The sequence below is a fragment of the Sphingomonas sp. NPDC092440 genome, assembly GCF_044754985.1.
Lineage (GTDB): Bacteria > Pseudomonadota > Alphaproteobacteria > Sphingomonadales > Sphingomonadaceae > Sphingomonas.
Map to the genome: position 1 here is coordinate 312,769 of NZ_JBIVQA010000002.1, position 21,396 is coordinate 334,164.

18 protein-coding genes are annotated in these 21,396 nt (G+C 67.8%); 12 read left to right on the top strand and 6 right to left on the bottom strand.

Annotated elements, in window-relative coordinates; genetic code table 11:
- Window positions 1-53 precede the first annotated feature (53 nt).
- The 8 genes from ACIQCS_RS04405 (at window position 54) to ACIQCS_RS04440 (ending at window position 10,344) form a co-directional block, all read left to right on the top strand.
- Window positions 54-548, top strand: a complete 495-nt coding sequence (locus ACIQCS_RS04405; protein WP_280280058.1) for a hypothetical protein — start codon at window positions 54-56, stop codon at window positions 546-548.
- Window positions 549-616: 68 nt separating this feature from the next.
- Window positions 617-979 (top strand): hypothetical protein, encoded by a 363-nt coding sequence (locus ACIQCS_RS04410; RefSeq protein WP_345846666.1) that lies wholly within the window; start codon window positions 617-619, stop codon window positions 977-979.
- A 25-nt stretch (window positions 980-1,004) separates the two neighbouring features.
- Complete coding sequence (locus ACIQCS_RS04415) at window positions 1,005-2,636, top strand: alkaline phosphatase D family protein (RefSeq protein ID WP_345846667.1); 1,632 nt, start codon at window positions 1,005-1,007, stop codon at window positions 2,634-2,636.
- 27 nt (window positions 2,637-2,663) lie between these two features.
- Complete coding sequence (locus tag ACIQCS_RS04420; protein ID WP_345846668.1) at window positions 2,664-4,211, top strand: amidase family protein; 1,548 nt, start codon at window positions 2,664-2,666, stop codon at window positions 4,209-4,211.
- A 72-nt stretch (window positions 4,212-4,283) separates the two neighbouring features.
- The gene (locus ACIQCS_RS04425) at window positions 4,284-6,458 is read left to right on the top strand and encodes a hypothetical protein (protein WP_345846670.1); all 2,175 of its coding nucleotides are present in this window, start codon (window positions 4,284-4,286) and stop codon (window positions 6,456-6,458) included.
- Window positions 6,459-6,641: 183 nt separating this feature from the next.
- Complete coding sequence (locus tag ACIQCS_RS04430; protein ID WP_345846672.1) at window positions 6,642-7,187, top strand: sigma-70 family RNA polymerase sigma factor; 546 nt, start codon at window positions 6,642-6,644, stop codon at window positions 7,185-7,187.
- Between the two features lie 107 nt (window positions 7,188-7,294).
- Window positions 7,295-9,025, top strand: a complete 1,731-nt coding sequence (locus tag ACIQCS_RS04435) for a VWA domain-containing protein (RefSeq protein WP_345846674.1) — start codon at window positions 7,295-7,297, stop codon at window positions 9,023-9,025.
- Between the two features lie 170 nt (window positions 9,026-9,195).
- Window positions 9,196-10,344 carry a hypothetical protein gene (locus tag ACIQCS_RS04440; RefSeq protein ID WP_345846675.1) on the top strand — a complete coding sequence of 383 codons (1,149 nt, stop codon included), beginning with the start codon at window positions 9,196-9,198 and terminating at the stop codon, window positions 10,342-10,344.
- Window positions 10,345-10,403: 59 nt separating this feature from the next.
- On the opposite strand, the gene ACIQCS_RS04445 is transcribed toward ACIQCS_RS04440, so the two are convergent.
- Entirely contained in the window at window positions 10,404-11,528 is a 1,125-nt protein-coding gene (locus ACIQCS_RS04445; protein ID WP_345846676.1) for a zinc-binding dehydrogenase, read from the bottom strand.
- Between the two features lie 221 nt (window positions 11,529-11,749).
- Between ACIQCS_RS04445 and ACIQCS_RS04450 the strand changes: the two genes are divergently transcribed.
- Window positions 11,750-11,917 (top strand): hypothetical protein, encoded by a 168-nt coding sequence (locus ACIQCS_RS04450; RefSeq protein WP_167298981.1) that lies wholly within the window; start codon window positions 11,750-11,752, stop codon window positions 11,915-11,917.
- Between the two features lie 132 nt (window positions 11,918-12,049).
- On the opposite strand, the gene ACIQCS_RS04455 is transcribed toward ACIQCS_RS04450, so the two are convergent.
- From ACIQCS_RS04455 to ACIQCS_RS04465, 3 genes are all read right to left on the bottom strand, one after another.
- The gene (locus ACIQCS_RS04455; protein WP_345846679.1) at window positions 12,050-15,016 is read right to left on the bottom strand and encodes a TonB-dependent receptor; all 2,967 of its coding nucleotides are present in this window, start codon (window positions 15,014-15,016) and stop codon (window positions 12,050-12,052) included.
- 123 nt (window positions 15,017-15,139) lie between these two features.
- On the bottom strand, window positions 15,140-16,084 hold the full coding sequence (locus ACIQCS_RS04460; RefSeq protein WP_345846683.1) for a FecR domain-containing protein: 945 nt from the start codon (window positions 16,082-16,084) through the stop codon (window positions 15,140-15,142).
- On the bottom strand, window positions 16,081-16,617 hold the full coding sequence (locus ACIQCS_RS04465) for an RNA polymerase sigma factor (RefSeq protein WP_345846685.1): 537 nt from the start codon (window positions 16,615-16,617) through the stop codon (window positions 16,081-16,083). Before ACIQCS_RS04465 ends, ACIQCS_RS04460 begins: the two co-directional genes overlap by 4 nt.
- A gap of 188 nt (window positions 16,618-16,805) precedes the next feature.
- Between ACIQCS_RS04465 and ACIQCS_RS04470 the strand changes: the two genes are divergently transcribed.
- From ACIQCS_RS04470 to ACIQCS_RS04480, 3 genes are all read left to right on the top strand, one after another.
- A complete protein-coding gene (locus ACIQCS_RS04470) occupies window positions 16,806-17,687 on the top strand; it encodes a metallophosphoesterase (protein ID WP_345846687.1) in 882 nt (293 codons plus the stop codon).
- Between the two features lie 71 nt (window positions 17,688-17,758).
- Window positions 17,759-18,514 carry a nucleoside triphosphate pyrophosphohydrolase gene (gene mazG, locus ACIQCS_RS04475; RefSeq protein WP_345846689.1) on the top strand — a complete coding sequence of 252 codons (756 nt, stop codon included), beginning with the start codon at window positions 17,759-17,761 and terminating at the stop codon, window positions 18,512-18,514.
- 29 nt (window positions 18,515-18,543) lie between these two features.
- A complete protein-coding gene (locus ACIQCS_RS04480; RefSeq protein ID WP_345846691.1) occupies window positions 18,544-19,362 on the top strand; it encodes a TonB family protein in 819 nt (272 codons plus the stop codon).
- Here ACIQCS_RS04480 and hflX read toward each other — a convergent pair.
- Complete coding sequence (gene hflX, locus ACIQCS_RS04485) at window positions 19,335-20,624, bottom strand: GTPase HflX (RefSeq protein ID WP_345846692.1); 1,290 nt, start codon at window positions 20,622-20,624, stop codon at window positions 19,335-19,337. The genes ACIQCS_RS04480 and hflX overlap by 28 nt on opposite strands.
- A gap of 11 nt (window positions 20,625-20,635) precedes the next feature.
- The gene (gene hfq / locus ACIQCS_RS04490; RefSeq protein WP_086129801.1) at window positions 20,636-21,121 is read right to left on the bottom strand and encodes an RNA chaperone Hfq; all 486 of its coding nucleotides are present in this window, start codon (window positions 21,119-21,121) and stop codon (window positions 20,636-20,638) included.
- Between the last annotated feature and the right edge of the window lie 275 nt (window positions 21,122-21,396).

The following is a 21,396-nucleotide window of genomic DNA, read 5'->3' on the forward strand; positions in this document are numbered from 1 at the left end:
CGTGAAGGACGTGCCTTGTTTCAAATTCATCTCCATTGAAAAGGAAACTCACGATGAACATCTTCACTAAGTCTGTCGCCGCTCTCATCAGCATCGTTGCCTTCCAGTCGGCAGCCATGGCCCAGACCCTGTCGCCCGCCAACACCGCGGTGACGGCTTCGGGCCAGCTGACCCAGGACCTGAACGGCACCCTGACCACGGTGTGCAATGTCACGCTGAGCGGCACCACCGACTCGACGGGCATCACCTTCACCAGCTACACCGGCAGCGCCGCCAGCGGCCCGCTGGCGTGCGACGACGGCCTGGTGCTGCCGCTGCGCGTCCAGGCGACGTCTTCGACCAGCGTGACGATCAAGGACATGGCCGTCTCGACCCGTCTCGGTGACTGCGGCCCGCGGGACGTCGTCGGCCCGTGGAGCAACCTCACCTCGACCGCCGGCCCGCTCTCGGCCGCCCTGCCCGGCACGACCGGCTTCCTGGCGCTGATCGGTGGCGTCTGCAACGCCTCGGGCAGCCTCACGGTCTCGCCGGCTGTCACGATCAACTAACCCCCCAACTGGGCGATGCGGCGGCGCCACCCGCCGCATCGCTCCTTTGCTCAGCAAGGACAGCATGGATGCGCACGGGTTTTCGAATCTTGCAGCTCGCCATCGCCCTGCAGGCGACGGCGGCCCCGCTGCACGCCGCTGCCGGTCAGGACAAACCCGCGTTCAGCGCCAGGACGCCGATCGAGCAGCTCGCCGCCAATCCCGCGGCAAAGGCGGTGCTGGAACGCGAGCTGCCGGGTTTCACGGCCCATCCGCAATATGACCAGTTCAAGGCGATGAGCCTGGAGACGCTCGAGGCGATGTTTCCCGACGCGGTGCCGCATGCGCGCGTGAAGGCGATCGACGCGGCGCTACGTGCCATCCCCAGCCCTGCAAAGGCGCCCCCGCCCCCCGCCATGGCACCATCCCCATCGCCGATCGATCCGCGATAGTCCCTCATTTCCTGCGAGAACCCACATGACGATCACCATGGACCGCCGCAGCCTCGTCCTGGCGGGCAGCTTCGGAATCGGCGCGCTGGCAATGGGCGGCGCGGCACGTGCCCAGGCATTGCTGACTGCGCGCGGCTTCACCCATAATGTCGCCAGCGGCGAGCCGGGGCCGGACTCCATCCTGCTCTGGACCCGCTATGTGCCCGCCAATGGCGACGATGCGCAGCTCACCGCCGAACTGTCCGAGACGCCCGATTTCCGGAAGAAGACGAGCGGTGGCGCTCGGGCCGGCCGGGCCGACGACCATACGGCGCGGGTCATCGTCGGCGGCCTGCAGCCGGGGCGGACCTATTATTACCGCTTCATCGCTCCTGACGGCGCGGTCTCGCCGGTCGGGCGGACCCGGACGCTGCCGGCCGGACCGGTCGAGCGCTTCGGCCTCGGCGTCTTCTCCTGTGCCAACCTGCCCTATGGCTGGTTCAACGCCTATGCCCATGCGGCGGCGCGCGACGACATCGACCTGATGGTGCACCTGGGCGACTATATCTACGAATATCAGCGCGGCTATTATCCGGGAGCGGACCAGGCCATCGCCGGGCGCCTGATCGAGCCGGCGGGCGAGGCGATCCGCCTGGCCGATTACCGCCTGCGCTATGCCAGCTATCGCGCCGACCCCGATCTGCAACGCCTGCACCAGATGTTCCCGATGATCGTCCAGCATGATGATCACGAGACGGCGAACGATGCCTGGGCACATGGCGCCGAGAACCATCAGCCCGGCGAAGGCGACTATGAGGAGCGGAAGCGCGCCTCCATGAAAGCCTGGAACGAATGGCTGCCGGTATCGGGCAAGCCCTGGTCGAGCTTCGAGATCGGCGACCTGGCGACGATCTTCCGCCCCGAAACCCGGCTGACCGCCCGCAGCGAGCGGCTGGATCCGGTGGAGATCATCGGCACGAGCGGTGACCCGGTCGCGAAGCTCAAGGCGCTGCGCGACGGCCCATTGGCCGCTCCCGAGCGGACGCTGATGGGGACCGAGCAGGAACAATGGCTCCAGGACGGGATCGCCCGCTCGAAGCGACGCGGCGCGAAATGGCAGGTCCTCGCGCAGCAAGTGGTCATGGGTCAGATGCGGCTGCCCGAGCTGCCGGCGGCATTTGCCGCCAGCCTCAAATTGCCGCCCGAACAGGCCGGATTCCTCAGGATGCTCTCGGCCGCGGGCAAGGCCGGCATGGCGCCCGACCTGGATTCCTGGGATGGCTTCCCCGCCGCGCGCGCGCGCCTGCTCGGTGCCGCCCAGGCCGCCGATGCCGACCTGGTGGTGCTGTCGGGCGACAGCCATAATGGCTGGGCGTTCGATCTCGCTTCGCAGGGCAAGCCGGCGGGTGTGGAGTTCGGCGGGCACAGCGTCTCGTCCCCGGGGATCGAAGCCTATCTGGCGCTGCCGCCGCAATTGACCGCCCAGTTCATCATGCGTGCCAGTCCCGAGCTGAAATGGGCCGATACCAGCTACCGCGGCTACATGACGGTCCAGCTCCAGCCCGACAAGGTGATCGGCGAGTGGGTGTTCATGGACACGATCAAGACACGCTCGCTCGCGGTCCGCCCCGGCAAGACGATGACGGTGGAACGGGGCCGCCGGATCTTCAGCGCCTGACCTCCAGCACTTCGAAGGAAGCAGATCATGGTGGATTGCAGCGATCTTTCGCCCGCCGGCACACGCCGCGACTTTCTGCAACGGGCCGGTGCCATGGGCCTTGGCGCGCTGCTCCCCGGCGCAGCCTTCGCGGCACCGGCGACGGCGAGCGACTTCGCCGAGATGGACGCGACGGCGCTGGCCGAAGCGATCCGCGCGCGCCGGGTCCACCCGGTCGAGGTGCTGGACGCCGCCATCGCCCGGGCGGAAGCGGTGCTGCCCGACATCAACTGCTTCAGCGAGAAGCTCTATGATCGCGCGCGCAAGCAGGCGCTCGCCACGAAGCGCTTCGCCGCACCCTTCGCGGGCGTGCCGTTCCTGATGAAGGACGAGGAGGATCTGGCAAGGACGCGCGTGCATTTCGGTTCGCGGCTCGACAGGGTCGCACCGATTGCAAGCCGGGACGGCCCGATGGCGGCGGCGATCGGCCAGGCCGGCTTCAACGTCCTTGCACGCACGACGATGAGCGAGTTCGGGGCGCTCCCCACCTCCGAGACGCTGGCATATGGGATCACGCGCAACCCCTGGGCGCTCGACCATACGCCCGGCGGCTCATCGGGCGGGTCGGCGGCCGCCGTCGCCGCCGGCATCGTGCCGATGGCGCATGCGGCGGACGGCGCCGGGTCTATCCGCATTCCGGCGAGCAATTGCGGCCTGATCGGGCTCAAGCCGTCGCGCGGGCGCGTGCCCGATGCGCCAGGGCATCTCGCCCAGCTCGACCTGACCGAGCCGCTCTGCATCTCGCGGACGGTACGCGACACGGCCAATTTCCTCGCATCGGTCGAGCTTCGCCGGAATGGCGTCTATCCGCCGGTGGGGCGCGTCGACGGGCCATCGGGCCGGCGGCTGCGCATCGGGCTGCTGATCGGCGGCCTCAGCGGGACACTGCCGGACAAGGAAGTGCTCATGGCTCTCGATGCCACCTACAAGGTGCTGAAGGACCATGGCCACCAGGTCCGGGAAGTGAAATGGCCGTTCGACACCAAGGCGTTCCTGGCCGATTTCACGCAGATCTACCTGCTCGAAGGCGCCCAGCTTAAACGCTATCTGCTCTCGGCCACGAAGCTCGACGCGCAGCATCTCGCCGAATTGATCGAGCCCGCCTCCGCGGCGATCAGCGCGATGGGAGACCTGATATCGCCCGCCAGCGCGGAGCAGGCGCTCGGGCGGGTCGGCGCCTATGCCAGGGGATATTTCGGCGTGTTCGAAAAGGTCGACGTCCTCATGTCCCCGGTCCTGCTCAAGCCGCCGGTGAAGATCGGCGAGATCAACGGCTCGCTGCCGCTCGACACGCTGGCCTCGCGGCTGAACGGCTATGCCGACTACACGATGGCGCAGAATGCCTTTGGCGGTCCGGCGATCAGCCTGCCGACCTATTGGACGTCCGAAGGCCTGCCGATCGGCGTGCAGTTCGCCAGCCGCCTGGGCGACGAACGGACGCTGTTGGAACTCGCCTTCGAGCTGGAGCAGGCGGTGCCATGGGCCAAGCGGCGTCCGCCGGTCTGGGCGCCGGCGCGCGTCGCATCGCGGGCATAGGGCGCTTCGGGCAAGCCGCGACGCGGATGCGGGTCGGGATGACGGTTCGGTAGCCTGCCGGGCACGGGGAGGATGGCGCTCGCAATGCAGTTGCTGGTCTGCGCGCTTGCGGCGCTCGCGAATGGCGGGCAATCCGCTGGCTCCGTCCGCGTGGCGGACCATGGAGCCCCGGCCGGGCAGGACGCACCCGCGCCTCCGCCCGCCGACGACCGGATCGTGGTAACGGGACGCCGCGGGGCCGCCGACATGCCGCCCGAAATCGAACTGGACGCGGATGCGATCGACGCGCTGGGCGCCTATGACATTGGCGAGGTGATCCAGCGCACCGCCCGGAGCAACGCGCTGGGGGACGATCCCGTCGTCATCGTCAATGGCCAGCGCGTTGCCGACCCCGGGGTCTTCTCCCGGTTTCCGTCCGATGCGCTGGTGCGCGTCGAAGTTCTGCCGCGCGGAGCGGGTGCGCGATATGGCGGCGATCCGTCGCGGCGAGTGGTCAATATCGTGCTGCAACGCCGGTTCAAGAGCGGGGACGGCCAGTTCGATGCGAAAGCCCCCACCGCCGGCGGCATGTCGGGCCTCTCCGGCGATCTTCGCCGCGGCGCCATATCGGGCACCAGCACCACGCAGTTCGGCATGCGCGCATCACGGGATTCTGCGTTGCTCGGCGCGGAACGACCGCGCTACCTGGAAGATCATCCCGGCTATGCGGCGGCCAGCCTGCGTCCCTCTGCGGAGACGCTGGAGGCCAACCTGGCGTTGACTCGCGTCCTGGGGCGCTGGTCGACGAGCCTCAACGTCCAGGGTCAGGCACGAAGCGACCGCTCCATATCCCTGTCCGGCGGCGCACCGATCGAAAGCCGGCACACCACCCGCAATCTGGTGGTGGTCGGCGGCCTGAGCGGCTCGCTCCTGGGCTGGTCGCTACAGGCATCGCTGACCGGGCAACTCTCCACGGCCGGCCAACAGGGTCTGGCGGATACCGGTTCCCGCCAACGATCGCTGGCGACTGCCCTGTCGCTCAACCGCCCGATATTCGATCTTCCCGCCGGGCCGGTGATCGCCAACCTGACCACGCGAGCATCCTTTTCGCGCACAACCTCGCTGATCGCCGGATCCAGGCGGGCCTTCTCCGCACGCGATCTCAACCTTGGCGGCACGGTGTCGCTCCCGCTCTGGCGCACGCCTTCGCCGGGCCGCGGCTCGGCGATCGGGCGCCTGCTGGGCGGCATGTCCGCGACGTTCGGCGGCACGCTGCGGGAGACGGACGCCGGGCGAGGCAAGGGGTTGAACGCCGGCCTGATCTGGATGGCCCGATCCAAGCTACGGCTGATCGGCAACTGGTCGACCTCGACCGATGGCGTATCCGATGCCCAGCGGTTTGCGCCGGCCTATTACGGTGCGCCGATCACGGTGTTCGACTTCGCTACCGGGGAATCCGCGCAAGTCCTGCCGATCCTGGGCGGCACGGCCGATCTGCGTCCGCCGCGCTTCGACAGGATGACGCTATCGGCATCGGCGGGGCCCTTCTCTCCTTGGAACCTGACCGGGAGCGTCAGCGTGCAGCGATCGGATGCCGTCAACGGCATCGGTTCGCTGCCGGCAGTCACGCCGGATATCGAGGCCGCGTTCCCCGATCGGTTCCAGCGCGACGCCAGTGGACGGCTCACCATCATCGATCGGCGCCCGCTCAATTTCCGGTCCACGCGCTCCGAGAGCCTGGCCTCCAATGTCAGCGCCACTTTCCCGCTGGGCGGAGCGAAGCCGGGTACGCTTCGGATCGCGATCAACCACAATCTGCAATTGCGCAACCTCACCGTGATCCATGCGGGCTTGCCGGAGATGGACCGCCTGGCCGGTGACGGCGGCGGCGCGCCGCGGCACCAGCTGGATGTGCAGATGGATGGACGAAGCGGGCCATGGGGCGTGAACCTGGCGGCGCGCTGGCGCAGCGGCTATCGCGTGCGGCGCGACACGGGCCGCGACGGCCCCGAAGATCTCCTGATATCCGCGATCGGCACGGTGGACCTCAGATTCAGCTATGCGCTGGCGCGCGCGATCCGGCCCGACCGTGACGGCGCCGCCCCGCGTCGCGCCATCGGCATGCAGTTCGGGCTGGATATCGACAATCTGTTCGATGCCCGGCCGGGTGCCCGCCTGGGCCCCAATGGCCCGGCGCCGGGCTATGGCCGCGACGATCAGGACCCGGTGGGCAGGACGATCCGGCTGACCATCAGGAGCCGTTTCTAGCGCATCGCCGGCGAATTCCCCGGGGAGACCTCCGAAACGACGGGCGCATCGCGCGCATGATGCCCGATGGCGTCGCGGCCGGGATTGCGGCAGATAGCGCAACATGCCGGGGGAAGACGCGCCGCACAGTTCCGGGAATCGAAGCGCCCCCGCCAGCGCGGCGCGGCCTGGCCGGCTCGGTCCATGAAGGTTCAGCCCGCCGATCCCGATGCGGACCTTCTGGCCGGCGCGATCGCCGGCGAGCGCGAGGCGTTCCGCCTGCTCATCGAGCGCCATTATGACCGGATACACGGCCTGGCCTGGCAGCTGACCGGCTCGCGCGCCGATGCCGAAGACGTCGCCCAGGACGTATGCTGCACGCTGGTCGAGCGGATCGCCGGCTTCCGGGGCGAGGCGAAGTTCACCACCTGGCTGTGCGGCATCGTGTTCAATGCCTGCCGCGACGTGCATCGCCGCCGCCGCTCGTTCGGCGGCGTCGCCCAGCGGCTCGCGGTGCTGGCGGGGCTGGCGCGCGGCCCGGACGGGCGCGACCTGCACGACGCGCTCTGGATCAAGAGCGCGATCGCGCGCCTGCCCCCGGCCTATCGCGACACCGCCGTCCTCGTCGCCGGGCAGCAGCTGACCCATGCCGAGGCCGCGGCGATCCTGGGCGTGGCGGAGGCTACGATATCGTGGCGCATGCACGAGGTACGGCGGATGATCGCCGGAAAGCCGGGCACGGACGCCTGATCCGCAGGCTCGGAAAAATTCTCGATCTCCTTCCCAAGGATATCCCGAAACGGCGCGTCCAAGGGGAATGCGGACGATCTCGCCCGCTGTAACCAAGGGAGAAAGTCATGCCCCGTTTGCCTCAGGCACTCGCCACCGGGCTCGCGCTGGCAATGGTCGCAGCCTGCACCGATGCCGACAAGCACCTCGCCGCGATACCGGACCCGGCCGCCGCGCCGCCGGCCAACGCAGTGAAGACCGCGCAGGAAGCGCAAGACATCGTCGTGACGGGCTCGCGCCAAGGCTCCGCCACGCCGGTCGTCGCCCTCTCGCCCGTCTCGATCAGCGCCGCGGCCGCTCCTCGCATGCGCGCCTATGCCGGGCTGCCCGAGCCGATGCCGGCCAATCCCTATTATCGCGACACGGGACGCGACAAGTTCACCGCTACCCAGCAGAATGCGTTCAAGATCGTCCGCGAAGAGCCGGTCTCCACTTTCTCGCTCGACGTCGATACCGCTTCCTATTCGTTCGTGCGCGCTTCGCTGAACCAGAATGTCCTGCCCCAGCCGGCAGCGGTGCGGACCGAGGAGATGGTCAATTACTTCCCCTATGACTATGCGCCGGCGCGCACTGCGGAACAGCCGTTCAGCACCAGCGTCGCGGTGTTTCCCAGCCCCTGGTCGCCAGGGCGCAAGCTGGTCCGGATCGGCGTGAAGGGATATGAGATCCAGCGCGCGGCCCGCCCCCGCGCCAATCTCGTCTTCCTGATCGATACCTCGGGCTCGATGAACGCGCCCAACAAGCTCCCCCTGGTCAAGCAGTCGCTGGCGATGCTGCTCGACCAGCTGGACGGCAAGGACAGCGTGGCGATCGTCACCTATGCCGGCAGTGCCGGCACCGCGCTCGAGCCGACCCCGGCGAGCAGCAAGGACAAGATATTGGCGGTGATCGACCGGCTGGGCGCGGGCGGCAGCACCGCCGGCGCCGAAGGCATCCGCCAGGCCTATGCGCTCGCCGAGCAGAATCTCGATCCCAAGGGCGTCAACCGCGTGATCCTGGCGACCGACGGCGATTTCAACGTCGGCATCACCAGCGACAACGAGCTCAAGGGCTATGTCGAGCGCGAGCGCGGCAAGGGCGTGTTCCTCTCGGTGCTCGGCTTCGGCATGGGCAATTACAATGATGCGCTGATGCAGACGCTCGCGCAGAACGGCAACGGCGCGGCCGCCTATATCGACACGATCGGCGAGGCGCGGAAGGCGCTGGTCGACGAAGCGACCTCGACGCTGTTTCCGATCGCCAAGGACGTCAAGATCCAGGTCGAGTTCAATCCCAGGGCCGTCTCCGAATATCGGCTGATCGGCTATGAGACCCGGATGCTGAACCGCGACGATTTCAACAACGACAAGGTTGATGCCGGCGATGTCGGATCGGGCCAGACCGTGACGGCGATCTACGAAATCACGCCCGTCGGCGGGCCCCGCGCCATCGGCGACCTGCGCTATGCGGAGCCGGCGCCGGCCGCCGCGCAGGCCCCGGGCGGCGAACTGGGCTTCGTCAAGATCCGCTACAAGCTGCCCAAGTCGGACACGAGCCGCCTCCTCACCACGCCGATCGATCGGGGGAACACCTTCGCTCGGTTCGAGGATGCGCCGCGGGATGCGCGCTTCGCGGCCGCAGTGGCGGGTTTCGCCGAACTGCTGCGCGGCGGGCGCTACAATGGCCAGCTCAGCTTCGACGAGGTGCTCGCCATGGCGGGCGCGGCGCGCGGAGAGGATGGTTTCGGCTATCGCTCGGAATTCCTCCAGCTCGTCCGCGCGGCCAAGACCGCACGCTCGATGGCGGCGCTCGAGCAATGACCCGGCGGGTGTCGCCGCCCGGCGGCGGCACCCCTTTCGGGACCTGGGCCATGCATGATCATAGCTTCGACCTGGCCGATATTGCCGCTATAGATCGCCCAATGCCCGTGCCCAGCCTCCGCTCCCATTCCGGTTTCGGCAATTGCCGGCCCGCCGGCATGGAGGCCTGAATGGACCGCGACGACGATATCGCGCGCCTGTTGCCCGAGCCGCCACCGCCACGCCCTGCCGGGCGCAGCGCGGCGATCGCACGCGCCATGCACAGGTTCGACGGCGAGGAAGCGCCGGTTGCGGCCACCCCGCCCGGTCAGGCGGCCGCGCCTGCCGGCTGGTGGCGCCAGCGGACGCAGATCGGCGCTTTTGCATCCATCCTGCTTGTCGCGGTGATTGCGATTCCCCTCGCCCTGCAAAGACAGGCGGAGACGCCGCCAGTCCCCAGCCGGCCGGTGCCGGCAACCGAACGGACAATAGCGACCGGACCCACCCGACCCCAGGCCCCGGCACCCGAGCGCTCCGTTCCGATCCGGCAGGCCTCCGCGCATTTGCCTCCCACGCCCCCTCCCGCAGCCGCGAAGCCGGTGCTGGAGCCCCTGGCGGACGCGCAGGCGGAACCTCGGCAGGCCGCTCCCGCGACGGGCGCTACCCCATTTGCGAGCCACGAGCTGGCAGCGTCCTCCCAGCAGGGTGCGATGGCCGCCCCGGCGCCACCGGCCAGGATGGCAGCGGCCCGACCCGCGCCGCTGCCCGGCGCTCCGATCGTGGTTACCGGCGCAAGGCTCGCCGCACCGTCCATGGCGGCAGCCACGCCGGTTACCGTGGCGAGGGAAGACGAAGCCGGTGCGAGCGAAATCATCGTAACCTCCGCACGCAAGTTCCGCGCCCGCAAGGCCGCCCGGCGCGGCGACTGGAATGCCTGCACGGTCCTTGATCCCGAGCAGAGCCTGCGCAGTTGCAAGCGGCTGGTCGATCCCGGCGCCAAGGGAGACGCCGGCGTCGCGGCGGCGCGGCTGGCGGACGGGCTGGAGCGCGCATGGCAGGATGACTGGCGCGGTGCGATCGCCGCGCTGGACCAAGCCGTCGCGGCGCAACCGAAACGCGCCTTCACCTATCTCAACCGGGGCCTGGCCTATGGTCAGGAAGGCGACCTCGCGCGGGCGGAGGCGGATCTCGATCTCGCCGTGCGCTATGCGCCCCACGCGGCGCGCGGCTATTATAATCGGGGTCTGGTCCGCCGCATGCGCGGCGACGAACGCGGCGCGGACGCCGATATGGCGCGCGCCCGGGAGCTCGATTCACGGTATGAAGCACTGGAGGATTGAACCGGCTCGGTAACCGGGACGCGGAATTGCCGCGCCCCGGGGGCCACGCCGGCCGCCCCTCAGCCCCTGGTCGGGTCGATCAGGAACTTCTCACCCGTCGCCTTGCGCTCGTAGCTTCGCAGCACTTCCGGATCGAGCGCTTCGGCGAGTCCGATGACCCGAGTATATTGGCTGGCGAACGTCGTCGTCAGTTCGTCTACGACGCGTTGGCGCATCCGGTTCGCGACTTCCGGCCCCGCCTTGCGCAGGAACGGGGTTAGCAGCCAGCCCGAAACGCTCCACTGGAAGCCGAAGGCGAGCCGGTTGAGCGTGGTCGGCGACAGGTCGAGCGCGCCATAGATATAGAGCTGCTTGAACAGGTCCGAGCCATAGCGATTATATTCACTCATGCCCCGGACCGCCGCGCGCTCCATGGCCTGGACGATCTCGCTGCCGAGCGTGCCCCCGCCAATCGCGTCGAACGCGATGGTGGCGCCGGTTTCCACCAGGGCATCGGTGAGCCGGGCCTGGAAGTCGGCATCCTTGCTGTTGAGGACATGCGTGGCCCCGATCGCCCGCAGAATGTCGGCCTGCGCGTCCGATCGGACGATGTTGACGAGCGGAATGCCGTCGGCGAGGCAGATCTTCTGGAGCATCTGGCCGAGATTGGAAGCGGCGGCGGTATGGACGATCGCCGCATGCCCCTCGCGCCGCGCCGTCTCGACGAAACCCAGCGCCGTGAGGGGGTTCACGAACATCGAGGCACCCTCGGCCGCAGTCGCGCCTTCGGGGAGCGGCATCACGTCCCGCGCCTTGATCCGGCGATAATCGGCATACATCGCGCCGCCGACCATGCCGACACGCTTGCCCTCGAGCGCCCTGGCCTCCTTTCCCGCCGCGACGACGATGCCGGCCCCCTCGTTGCCGACCGGCAGCGACTTGCCCAGCCTAGCCTGCACGCTTCCCAGCCGGGCGCCCGGCACGGTGAAGGTCAGGCCGGGCCGGTCGCCGCCCGATGCGCGCAGCGTCGCCAGGTCGGCGGGGCCGAGCAGCAGCCCCAGGTCGCTCGGATTGATCGGCGTCGCTTCGATGCGGACGATGATCTCGTCGTCGGCGGGAACGCCGGTCTCGACGTCGCGCAGCGACAAGGAGAGCGTGCCGTCCTCGGCGATCTTCGAATGCAGCTCGCGCCCGGCAAATGTCATGTCCTTCTCCGCCCGAATTGATGAAGGTGCCGAGATGGTGCGGGGCGCCGCGACTGCAAGAAGGGCGGAAGCAGCCCGGGGCGCAACTGGCGCGGCGGCAGCGACCGCTCGGCCGGATAACTGCCCATGAACGGCACGGATCGCATGCGGCTACGGGTTTCTACGGAATGGGACCTGCCCCCCGATCGCTTACTTCCAGGAAGGTTGGAGCCGGAGAGGTTATGACCGACAGCAAATATTTCGCGCAGCGCGCCGACGAGGAGCGCGACGCTGCGATGAAAGCCAAGGGAATGGCCAGCTTCCGCGCGCATATGGGCATGGCGCAGGAATATGAGCGCCGGGCCCGCGGCTTCAAACCCCGCCACGCCGACAAGGTTGTGCTCGACTGAGCATTTGCAGCAGCGCGCACCGCGCGGCCCCTGCCTCCTCGAAACGGGCCACCCCCTTCCCTCGCCAATCCGCCCTTTCGTGCGATCGAAGAAGATCCGCCCCGGCGGATGCCGGGGCGGAGGTTTCGCGCATCAGAACTCGGCGCTGACGCCAAGGGTGAAGGTGCGGCCGCTGGTGGTGTAGACCACCCGGCGTGCGATCGCGCCGCCGGCGAACTGCTCGATCGGCTCGTTGGTGAGGTTGATCCCCTCCGCGATCAGGCGGACGCCCTTCGTCAGGTTCACATGCGCCTGGAAATCGATGTTGTGCGTGGCGGCGATATAGTCACCGACATTCCCCACCGTGCCCAGGCCGGTATAGTATTTGCTGCGATAGGCGTCGGACACGCGCACGCCCCAATCCTTGTCCTCATAGTAGAGCGTCGCGTTCGCCGCCCATTTCGACAGGCTGAACAGCGGCAGGCGGACGAAGGTGGTGCCGACCTTGCCCTGCTGATGCCCGTCGAACCAGGTGCCGTTGACGACCATGCCAAGATGCTTGAGCGGCCCCGGCAGGAAGGTGAAGTCGTGCTGGAACGCAACTTCGACGCCCTTGATGTCCGCGCCCGGGCCGTTGATCGGCTGGCTGACGTCATACGGGGTGTTGGCATCCTGGCCCTGGATCAGCAGCGACAGCGGCAGGCCGGTCTGGCCATAGGGGATCGTCACCGTGGACGGCGAGATGAAGCTGTCCATGTTCTTGTAGAAGAAGCCGACCGAGGCGAAGCCGGTGCGATCCATGTACCATTCGATCGAGCCTTCGACCGAAGTGGCCTTGTAGGGCTTGAGGAACGGGTTCCCGAGGCTGAGGCTGCCGCCGTTCGGGCGCGTGGTGATCGAGCCGGCCGCGGCTAGGTCGCCCAGGCCCGGGCGGTTGACGTTGCGGCTGGCGCTGACGCGCACCACCAGGTTCCGGGTCACGTCGAGCGCGACATTGGCCGCGGGCAGCCAGCCATTGCTGTTGGTCTCGATCGAAACCGGCACGAAGCCGGCGCCGGTGGCGAGATGCCCCGAAGAGGTCAGATCGGTCGAGAAATAGCGAAGGCCCGCATTGGCCCGCAGACGCATGTCACCGACATGCGTATCCAGGTCGAACTGGGCGAAGCCGTTCCAGGTCTTCTCGTCGACCCGATAGTCGCTGCCCGCCTGCAGGTTGGCGGCACTCAGGTTGCGCTTGTCGCCGACATAGGCATAGACCGCATCGACATTGCCGACGATGTACTGGAGCAGGGTATCGGGCTTGACGAGCTGCTTCATGCTGTTCGGCACGGGGATGTTCGCCGGCACATTGTGGAACACCTTGTTCGCCCAGGTATAGCCCGAGTTGGTGAACTTCTTATAGGCGCCGCCGGCCTTGAAGGTCAGGCCGCCACCCAGGTCATAGGCCGCGTCGAGCTTGCCGTTGAGATAGCGGTTCGTGATCGCATTCTCCTGCACGTCCAGGCGCTGGACGGTCCAGAGATCCGGGTTCTGCAGGTTGATGCCATAGGTGTTGACCGGGATGCGCGGGCGGGTGTCGTAGCTGAACGGCGTCTGCTTCGCTTCCATGAACACCTTGTCGAACACCGGCTGGGCGAAGTCCGACTGCTCATAGCCGCCCAGGGCGTGGATGGTGAGCCGCTCGCCGATCTTCCAGCTCAGATTGGCGACGCCCTGATAGAAGTCGGTGTGGTTCTTGACGATGTGATGCTCGGACCGCAGGTCGATGCCCGTGTAGCTCGCCGCGCGCAGCGTGTTGGTGTCGTCGATCACCGCGCTGCGGATCACCTGCGTGCCGCCGACGCTGGAGCCGGTCAGCGGATTGCTGCCCGCGGTGGCCAGCGCATAGTCGTCGCGATAGTCCCACAGACGGCCATAGAGGAAATCGACGTCGAGCTTGAAATTGTCGCCCGGATGATACTGAACCGAGGAGGTGATGCCGAGGCGGCGGCGATCGGTGTACCAGGTTGAGGGCGACTGGGCGGTCGGCTGGTACACGCCGGCGAGCAGCTTGGCCCGGGTCGCAGCGTCGATTTCGGGGCCGATATTGGCGGCGCCATATTTGGTCAGGCCCCAGCCCCAGTTGCGATAGCCATATTCGTTGCTCTTGATCTGGCTGTACGCGACCGAGACCAGCGCGCCGAAGTCGCCGGAGCGAGTCGAAGCCAGGCCGACGATGCGCGGAGTGACGCCGCTGGTGTTGGTGTTGGTCTGGCCCTTGGCCGAGACGACGAACTTGGAGCCGGCATAGTCGAACGGCTTGGCACTGTAGAGCTGCACGGTGCCGGCGATGCCACCCTCGTCCTGCTCCGCCGCGAACGATTTCTGTACCGCGACGCGATTGAACAGCTCGGACGCGAACAGGCTATAGTCGAACGAGCGCGAGCGGCTGACCGCGCCGCGATTGTCCATGCCCGAGGCCGTGTTGCCCATCACTTCCATGCCGTTGAGCTGTGTGCGGGTGAAATCCGCGCCCAGGCCACGCAGCGCGATCTGCCGGCCTTCGCCGGTGTCGCGCGTGATGGTGATGCCGGGGATGCGCTGCAGCGCCTCGGCAAGGTTCAGGTCAGGAAAGGCGGCGATATCGGACGCGACGATATTGTCTTCGGCGCCGACGGCCTTGCGCTTCAGCTGCTGCGCCGCGGTGAGACTCTCGCGATAGCCGGAGACGACGATCTCGGATTCCTCCTGGGCCCGCGGCGCGTCGGGCTCGGCCTGCGCCACGGCCGGCGCGGCCGGCCTCGCCGCACCGGCATGGGCTGCACGGCGCGGAGCGGCGACGGCATGTGCCGGCGTGAGCACCACCACGCCGCCGCGCATCGATGCGGTCAGGTTGGTGCCGCGCAGCAGCTGGTCGAGCGCCGCGCGCACGGTCAGCGCGCCTCGCACGCCGCCGGTGCGGCGGCCGGCGACCACGTTCGGCGCGACGACGACCTGCACGCCGGTGGCCTGCGAGAATTGGGAGATGGCGCTGCGCAGGTCCGATGCGGCAATGTCGAAGCGCATCTGCACACCCATCGAGACTTCGGCACCGCGCGCCTGGGCCATGGCCGGCATGGCGAGCATGATTGCCACTGCCATGAGTGAGATTCCCCTAGTGCGATCCATGATGTTCCTCCGCTCAGGCGCGATGTGCGCCTCCGGGGAGGAAGACGGGGGTCGGTCAGCTTCCGGACAAAAGAATTTTGTTGCAGTGCAATGTCATCAATTTGTCGGATGCGTGACACCTTCACGCGTCGGAATCAGGTGCAGCGCATTCCCTTTTCGTACGACCTGAAAATCATAGGCCGCCCCCATCGCACCCAGCAATTGCCGCGGATTGTCAAGGCGGAAGCGTCCGGCAACGGCGATCGACGCGAGCGAACCGGGAGGCGGGGCAATGCGCGTGCCACCGCGGCGATTGAGCGCATCGACCAGTTCGCCGAGCCGCATATTGTCGATGTCGAGCCAGCCCTGGCGCCAATCCTGCTGCGTCGCGTCGAACCGCGTCGGCATACGCGCCCGGCCGCCCGCGAAGCGGGTGCGCCAACCGGCCTCGACGATCACGGCATTCCTGTCGGCCCCGTCCCCACCGAAGCGCACCTTGCCGCGATAGACCGCGATGCGAACGCCGCTGCTCGCGATATCGATGTCGAACGCGGTGCCGAGCACGCGCGTCGCCGAGCCCTCGGCATGCACGGTGAAGGGCTGGTCGGGCCGATGGGCGATGTCGAAATAGGCTTCGCCGCGCTGCATCGTCACGGTGCGGCGATCCGTGCCCAGCGTCACGTCAAGGCTGGTCGCGCCGTTCAGGTGCAGTTTCGAGCCGTCGGCGAGCGCAACGTCGAGCTGCTGGCCCCGCGCGGTCTCGTAATGGACGGGTGCCGGCGCGGCGGCGCGGTACCAGCCGGCGTGCCAGCCGCCGATGCCAAACGCCGCGGCCAGCACCAATGCGCCACCCGTGCCGATCGCGCGGCGGCGATTGGCGCGCATTGCGTGGACGTCGCCGTCCGAGAGGCGCGGAAGCTGGCCCATCGCGTCGGCGAGCGCGGGGTCGTCGAGTATCGCCTGGATATCGGCGGCGGCGGCGGGCGGCGCTTCGCCGAGCACCGCCTCGTCCTCGCGCATCGCCCAGCGGGCGGCATCCCGCAGGACCGCGCGGCGGCTCATCGGGCGGCCCCCGCCGGCAGGCCGCGCCGCTCGAGCGCCGCGCGCAGGTCGGCGACTGCCCGCGTGCAATGCTTCTCCACCGCGGCGAGGCTCATCTCGAGATCGGCCGCGATGATGGCGCAGGCCACCCCGTCGAGCCGGCGGCGCAGGAACACCTCGCGGCGCAGCGGCGGCATCACCTTGAGCGCCGCCACCAATATGTCCACCCGCTGGCGATAATCGAGCACTTCCTCGGCACGCGGCAGCGGGCAGGCGATGTCCTCGGCCAGCTCGGCGGCCTCCGGCATCGCGCGGCGCCGCCGGAAATGATCGAAGACGAGGTTGCGCGCCACCGCGAAGCAGAAGGCGCCGACATCGGCGACACCACGGGTGCGGCGATAGTCATAGAGGCGGACATAGGTTTCCTGGACGATGTCCTCGCCCTCTTCCCGATCGCGCAGCCGGCCCTCGACGAAGCGCTGGAGCGCGGTGCGCAATGCCAATTCCTCGGCCGCTGCATGGCGGCGCGCGACGATGGCGGTCAGTTCGTTCATCGCGCCACCCCCTCGCCCGGCCCTGCCCGCCCCGTCATGCCGCTACTCCCCCCGGGAGAATCACTTTGCCCCTGCGAGGGCTAGGCCCGCTCCGTGAAGCGCGCATGACAGCCCGGCCCGCCCCGGCTGCTTAAAACTGCAACCTGCCGCGCCTAAGCCGCTGCGAATCGCGTTGGAGGGATGGAATCATGCGGTGGACGGCCATGCTGGCACTGGCGGCACTGGGCGCGGCCCCTGCGCCACAGGCGGAGAAACCTGCCTTCAGCATCGGCGCGATCGCGGACGCGCAATATGCCGACGCGCCCGACAACGGCCAGCGCATGTACCACACCGCCCCCGGCAAGCTCGCGGCGGCGGTGGCGGACTTCAATCGTCAGCGGCTCGCCTTTGTCGTCCATCTCGGCGATTTCATCGACAAGGACTGGGCCAGCTATGACGCGATGCTGCCGATCACGCGGCGGCTGCGGCATCCGGTGCATTTCGTGCTGGGCAATCACGAGTTCGCGATCGACGATGCCCACAAGCCCCAGGTGCCGGCCAAGCTCGGCATGTCCCGGCGCTATTACAGCTTCGAGCGGCAGGGCTGGCTGTTCCTGGTGACCGACGGCAACGACCTGAGCAGCTATGCTTGGCCGGCGGGCAGCCCGGAGCACAAGCGGAGCATGGCCGCGCATGCCGCGCTCTATCCCGACAAGCCGCTATGGGACGGCGCGATCGGCGGCGAGCAGCTCGCCTGGATCGACAGCGAACTCGCGCGCGCGGACAGGCGCAAGCTGAAGGTCATGCTCTTCAGCCACTTCCCCGTCTGGCCGGAGAACCCCCATAATCTGTGGAACGCTCCGGCGGTGATGGCCCTGCTCGAACGCCATCCCTCCGCCAAGATCTGGCTCGACGGGCACAATCACGACGGCAATTATGGCGAGCGGGCAGGCATCCACTATGTAAACATGAAGGCGATGCTCGACACGACCGAGACGAGCTACGCCCGGCTCGACTTCTTCGGCGATCGCGTCGAGCTGCGCGGCACCGGGCGGCAGGGCGACCTGGTGCTCAGGCTTCGTCCGGATTGAAGCGCGGCGAGGCTTTTCTTCACGCGGCGCGCTTCCTAGGGTCGCCGCCACCCCCCGCTGGAGTCCCTGCCTTGACCGTGCCCGCCATTGCCATCGACCGCCTTGTCGCCATCATGGCCCGGCTGCGCGATCCCGCAAGCGGGTGCGAATGGGATACCGCGCAGACCTTCGCGACGATCGCACCCTATACGATCGAGGAAGCCTATGAGGTGGCGGACGCGATCGAGCGCGGCGACATGGCCGACCTCAAGGACGAGCTCGGCGACTTGCTGCTCCAGGTGGTCTTTCACAGCCGAATGGCCGAAGAGGCCGGCGATTTCGCGCTGGCGGATGTCGCCAATGCGATCAGCGACAAGATGGAACGCCGGCACCCGCACATCTTCCTGGGCGCGGCCGAGGGCGGCCATCATCTGTGGGAGCAGATCAAGGCGTCGGAGCGCGGGGCAAAGGGGCATGTCAGCGCCCTGGACGGCGTGGCGATCGGCCTTCCCGCCCTGCTCCGTGCCGAGAAGCTCCAGAAGCGTGCCGCTCGCACCGGGTTCGACTGGCCCGATCCCAGCGGCGCCCGCGCCAAGATCGACGAGGAGCTGGCGGAGGTCGAGGCCGCTTCCTCCCCCGAGGAACGCGAGGAGGAAATTGGCGACCTGCTGTTCGCGGTGGTCAACTGGGCACGCAAGCAGGGCGTGGATCCCGAGGTGGCGCTGCGCGTGGCCAATGCGAAATTCGAGAAGCGTTTCAAGGCCATGGAAGCCGAAGCTGGTGATGTGTTCGAAACACTGGACCTGAACGCCAAGGAAGAGCTCTGGGTGAAGGCCAAGCACGGATGACTCCCTGGCGGAGGGTGTGGAACCTGCGCGTGGCCGGCTGGATTATCTTCGGAGTGGTCGGTACCCTCGTCGTGGCCATCCCGGCGTTTCCTTTGCTGTTTCCCACCGGTATCCAGAGCCGTGGGCCAGCGATCGAGGAAGGGCTCCTGACCGTCGGCAACGGAAATTGGAAGTTTGCCAGCTTCCAGCCCGTCGAACTGCTCGCCAAGAATGAAGCATCGCGCTCCGAGGGAAGCCTGATCGGAGGCACGACCTGTATCGAAGTCTCGCCGGTATTGCGTGCCGAACTCGATCGCGCGCTTGGACAGGCTCAGATGGACCAGGATGGCAGACGCGGCGTCTGGGTGAAGTTCGTCGCCACCCGGCGCTTCGGCACCAATGCCTGTATCGACCGGCCGAACGCCCGCGGCCGCCGCCGCATATATTATGCAAGCTATCCCAGCATCGTGGCAATCAAGGCGGTGCGGCCACTTGCCTGCACGCCGTTTGCCTTCACCTTGTACAAGCGTCGATGCCCACCACCGCCCCCGCCGCCCAGGACGCTGAACGTCGAGGGCTATCCCGAGGACGCAGCCCGCCGCGGCGCGGAGGGGCAGGTGAGCATTGTCGCGATTGTCGGCCCCAAGAACGAATTGATCGACTGCAAGGTCATCCAGAGCAGCGGCGATGCGGCACTCGATCAGGCGGCATGCGGCGTCTTCAGGGAGAATGCCGCCGCCTTTGCCGGCAAGGGATCGAGCGACGGCCTTGCCTCAGGCGTGCGCCGGATCAAGACCTGGATCAGCTTCGAACTGGATCAATCCGAAGTCAAAGATCCGGTTCACCCCCGCGTCAAGAACCGCTCATAGTCGCGCGGCGCCATCCGGACTTCATAGACCGCCCGCTCCCCGTCCATTCCCTGCTCGAGCACTTCCCCATGCTGGTGGAGCCAGGCGGCGGCGGCGCCGTCGGCCGGGTCGAGCTGGACGGTGTAACGGCGATGGCCCTGGGTGAGGCGGGCGGCGACGGCATGAACCAGCGCATCCACTCCCTCCCCGGTCACCGCGGAGACCGGCATGACGTCCTCGCGCTTCGCCGCCTCGGCGAGCAGGTTGTCACGGGCCTCGCCCTCGAGAAGGTCGATCTTGTTCCACGCCTCGAAGCGCGGCGTGGCCTCGGCGACGCCGATCTCGGCCAGGACCTGCTCGACATCGTCCTTCTGCGCCTCGGTATCCGGATGCGCGATATCGCGGACATGGATCAGCAGATCGGCCGAGACGACCTCCTCCAGCGTCGCCTTGAAGGCCGCGACAAGCTGGGTCGGCAATTCCGAGACGAAACCCACCGTGTCGGAGAGGATCGCCTTGTCGATCCCCGGCAGCGAGATCTGGCGGAGCGTGGGATCGAGCGTGGCGAAGAGCAAATTCTCCGCCATGACGTCACTTCCGGTCAACCGATTGAAAAGCGTCGACTTTCCAGCATTGGTATATCCTACCAGCGCAATCACCGGCCAGGGCGCGCGCTGGCGCCGGTCGCGATGGAGCGTGCGGGTACGGCTGACCGAGTCCAGCTCGCGGCGCAGTCGCGCCATGCGGTCGCGGATCAGGCGGCGGTCGGCCTCGATCTGGGTCTCGCCCGGGCCGCCGAGAAAGCCGAAGCCGCCGCGCTGGCGCTCGAGATGGGTCCAGCTGCGCACCAGGCGGCCGGCCTGATAGTCGAGATGCGCCAACTCGACCTGGAGGCGCCCCTCGGCGGTGCGTGCGCGCTCGCCGAAGATCTCCAGAATCAGGCCGGTGCGGTCGATCACCTTGCAACCGAGCGCAGTCTCGAGGTTGCGCTGCTGCACGGGCGTGAGGCCGGCATCGAATACGGCGAGCTGCAGCTCCCGGTCGCGCACGGTCTCGGCAAGCGCCTCGACCTGGCCCGAACCGATCAGCGTGCCCGGCTTGGGCGCGCGGATGCGCAGGGGCACCCGCTCGACCACCTCGACGCCGATCGCCGCGGCGAGACCGGCAGTTTCCTCCAGACGCGCCTCCGCGTCGCGCGAGCTACCGCCGAGGTCCGGATAGACCACGACCGCCCGCGCGCCCCGGGTGAACTCGTCGGGGTCACGCTCGAAACCGGTAGTCATGCTGGGGAGCCTCAGTCGTCGCTATTCTGTTCCTCGGCGAGGTTCAGCGGGTGCGCCGGCTGGATCGTCGAGACGGCATGCTTGTAGACCAGCTGGGCCATGCCCTCGCGCTGGAGCAGCATGCAGAACAGGTCGAAGGCCGCGATCTGGCCCTGGAGCATCACGCCATTGACCAGGAACATGGTGACATTCTCCTGCTGGCGGCGAACCGCGTTGAGGAAAATTTCCTGCAATACCGGGTTCTTGGACTGGAACTCTCCCACAGCTTCGAGAAGCGGGGCAAGGTCCACCGGGCCCGAGGGCATGATCGTGGAGATCGCATGCTTGTAGATGAGCTGCGACTGGCCGTCGCGGCGGAGCAGCACCGAAAAATTGTCGAACCAGGTGACGATGCCCTGGAGCTTGACGCCCTTGACAAGGAACATCGTGACCGGCGTCTTCGACCGGCGCAGCGAGTTGAGGAAAAGATCCTGAAGCGAGGTCTGCTTTTCGGCCATCGGTCGTGACTCTCATTCTTGGCGGGAGTTTCCCGCATGGCGCCGTTCTCTGGCGTCGGAGCGCGCGCCCGTCCGGCGCGCAGCGCGGTCCTTTTATGCGCTGGGGGCCGAATCGTCCAGCGAAGTTGCGTGGCTCTCCCCCGCAAAGTCGACAAAGGCCGCGTCCGGGGCGACGGGGCAAAGGCCCCGGATTTCGTGCTGCCGGATCAGGGCCCGACATTGGCGGCCGGGCAGAAATCCCACATTGCAAGCAGCACGGTGCATCCCTAGATGCG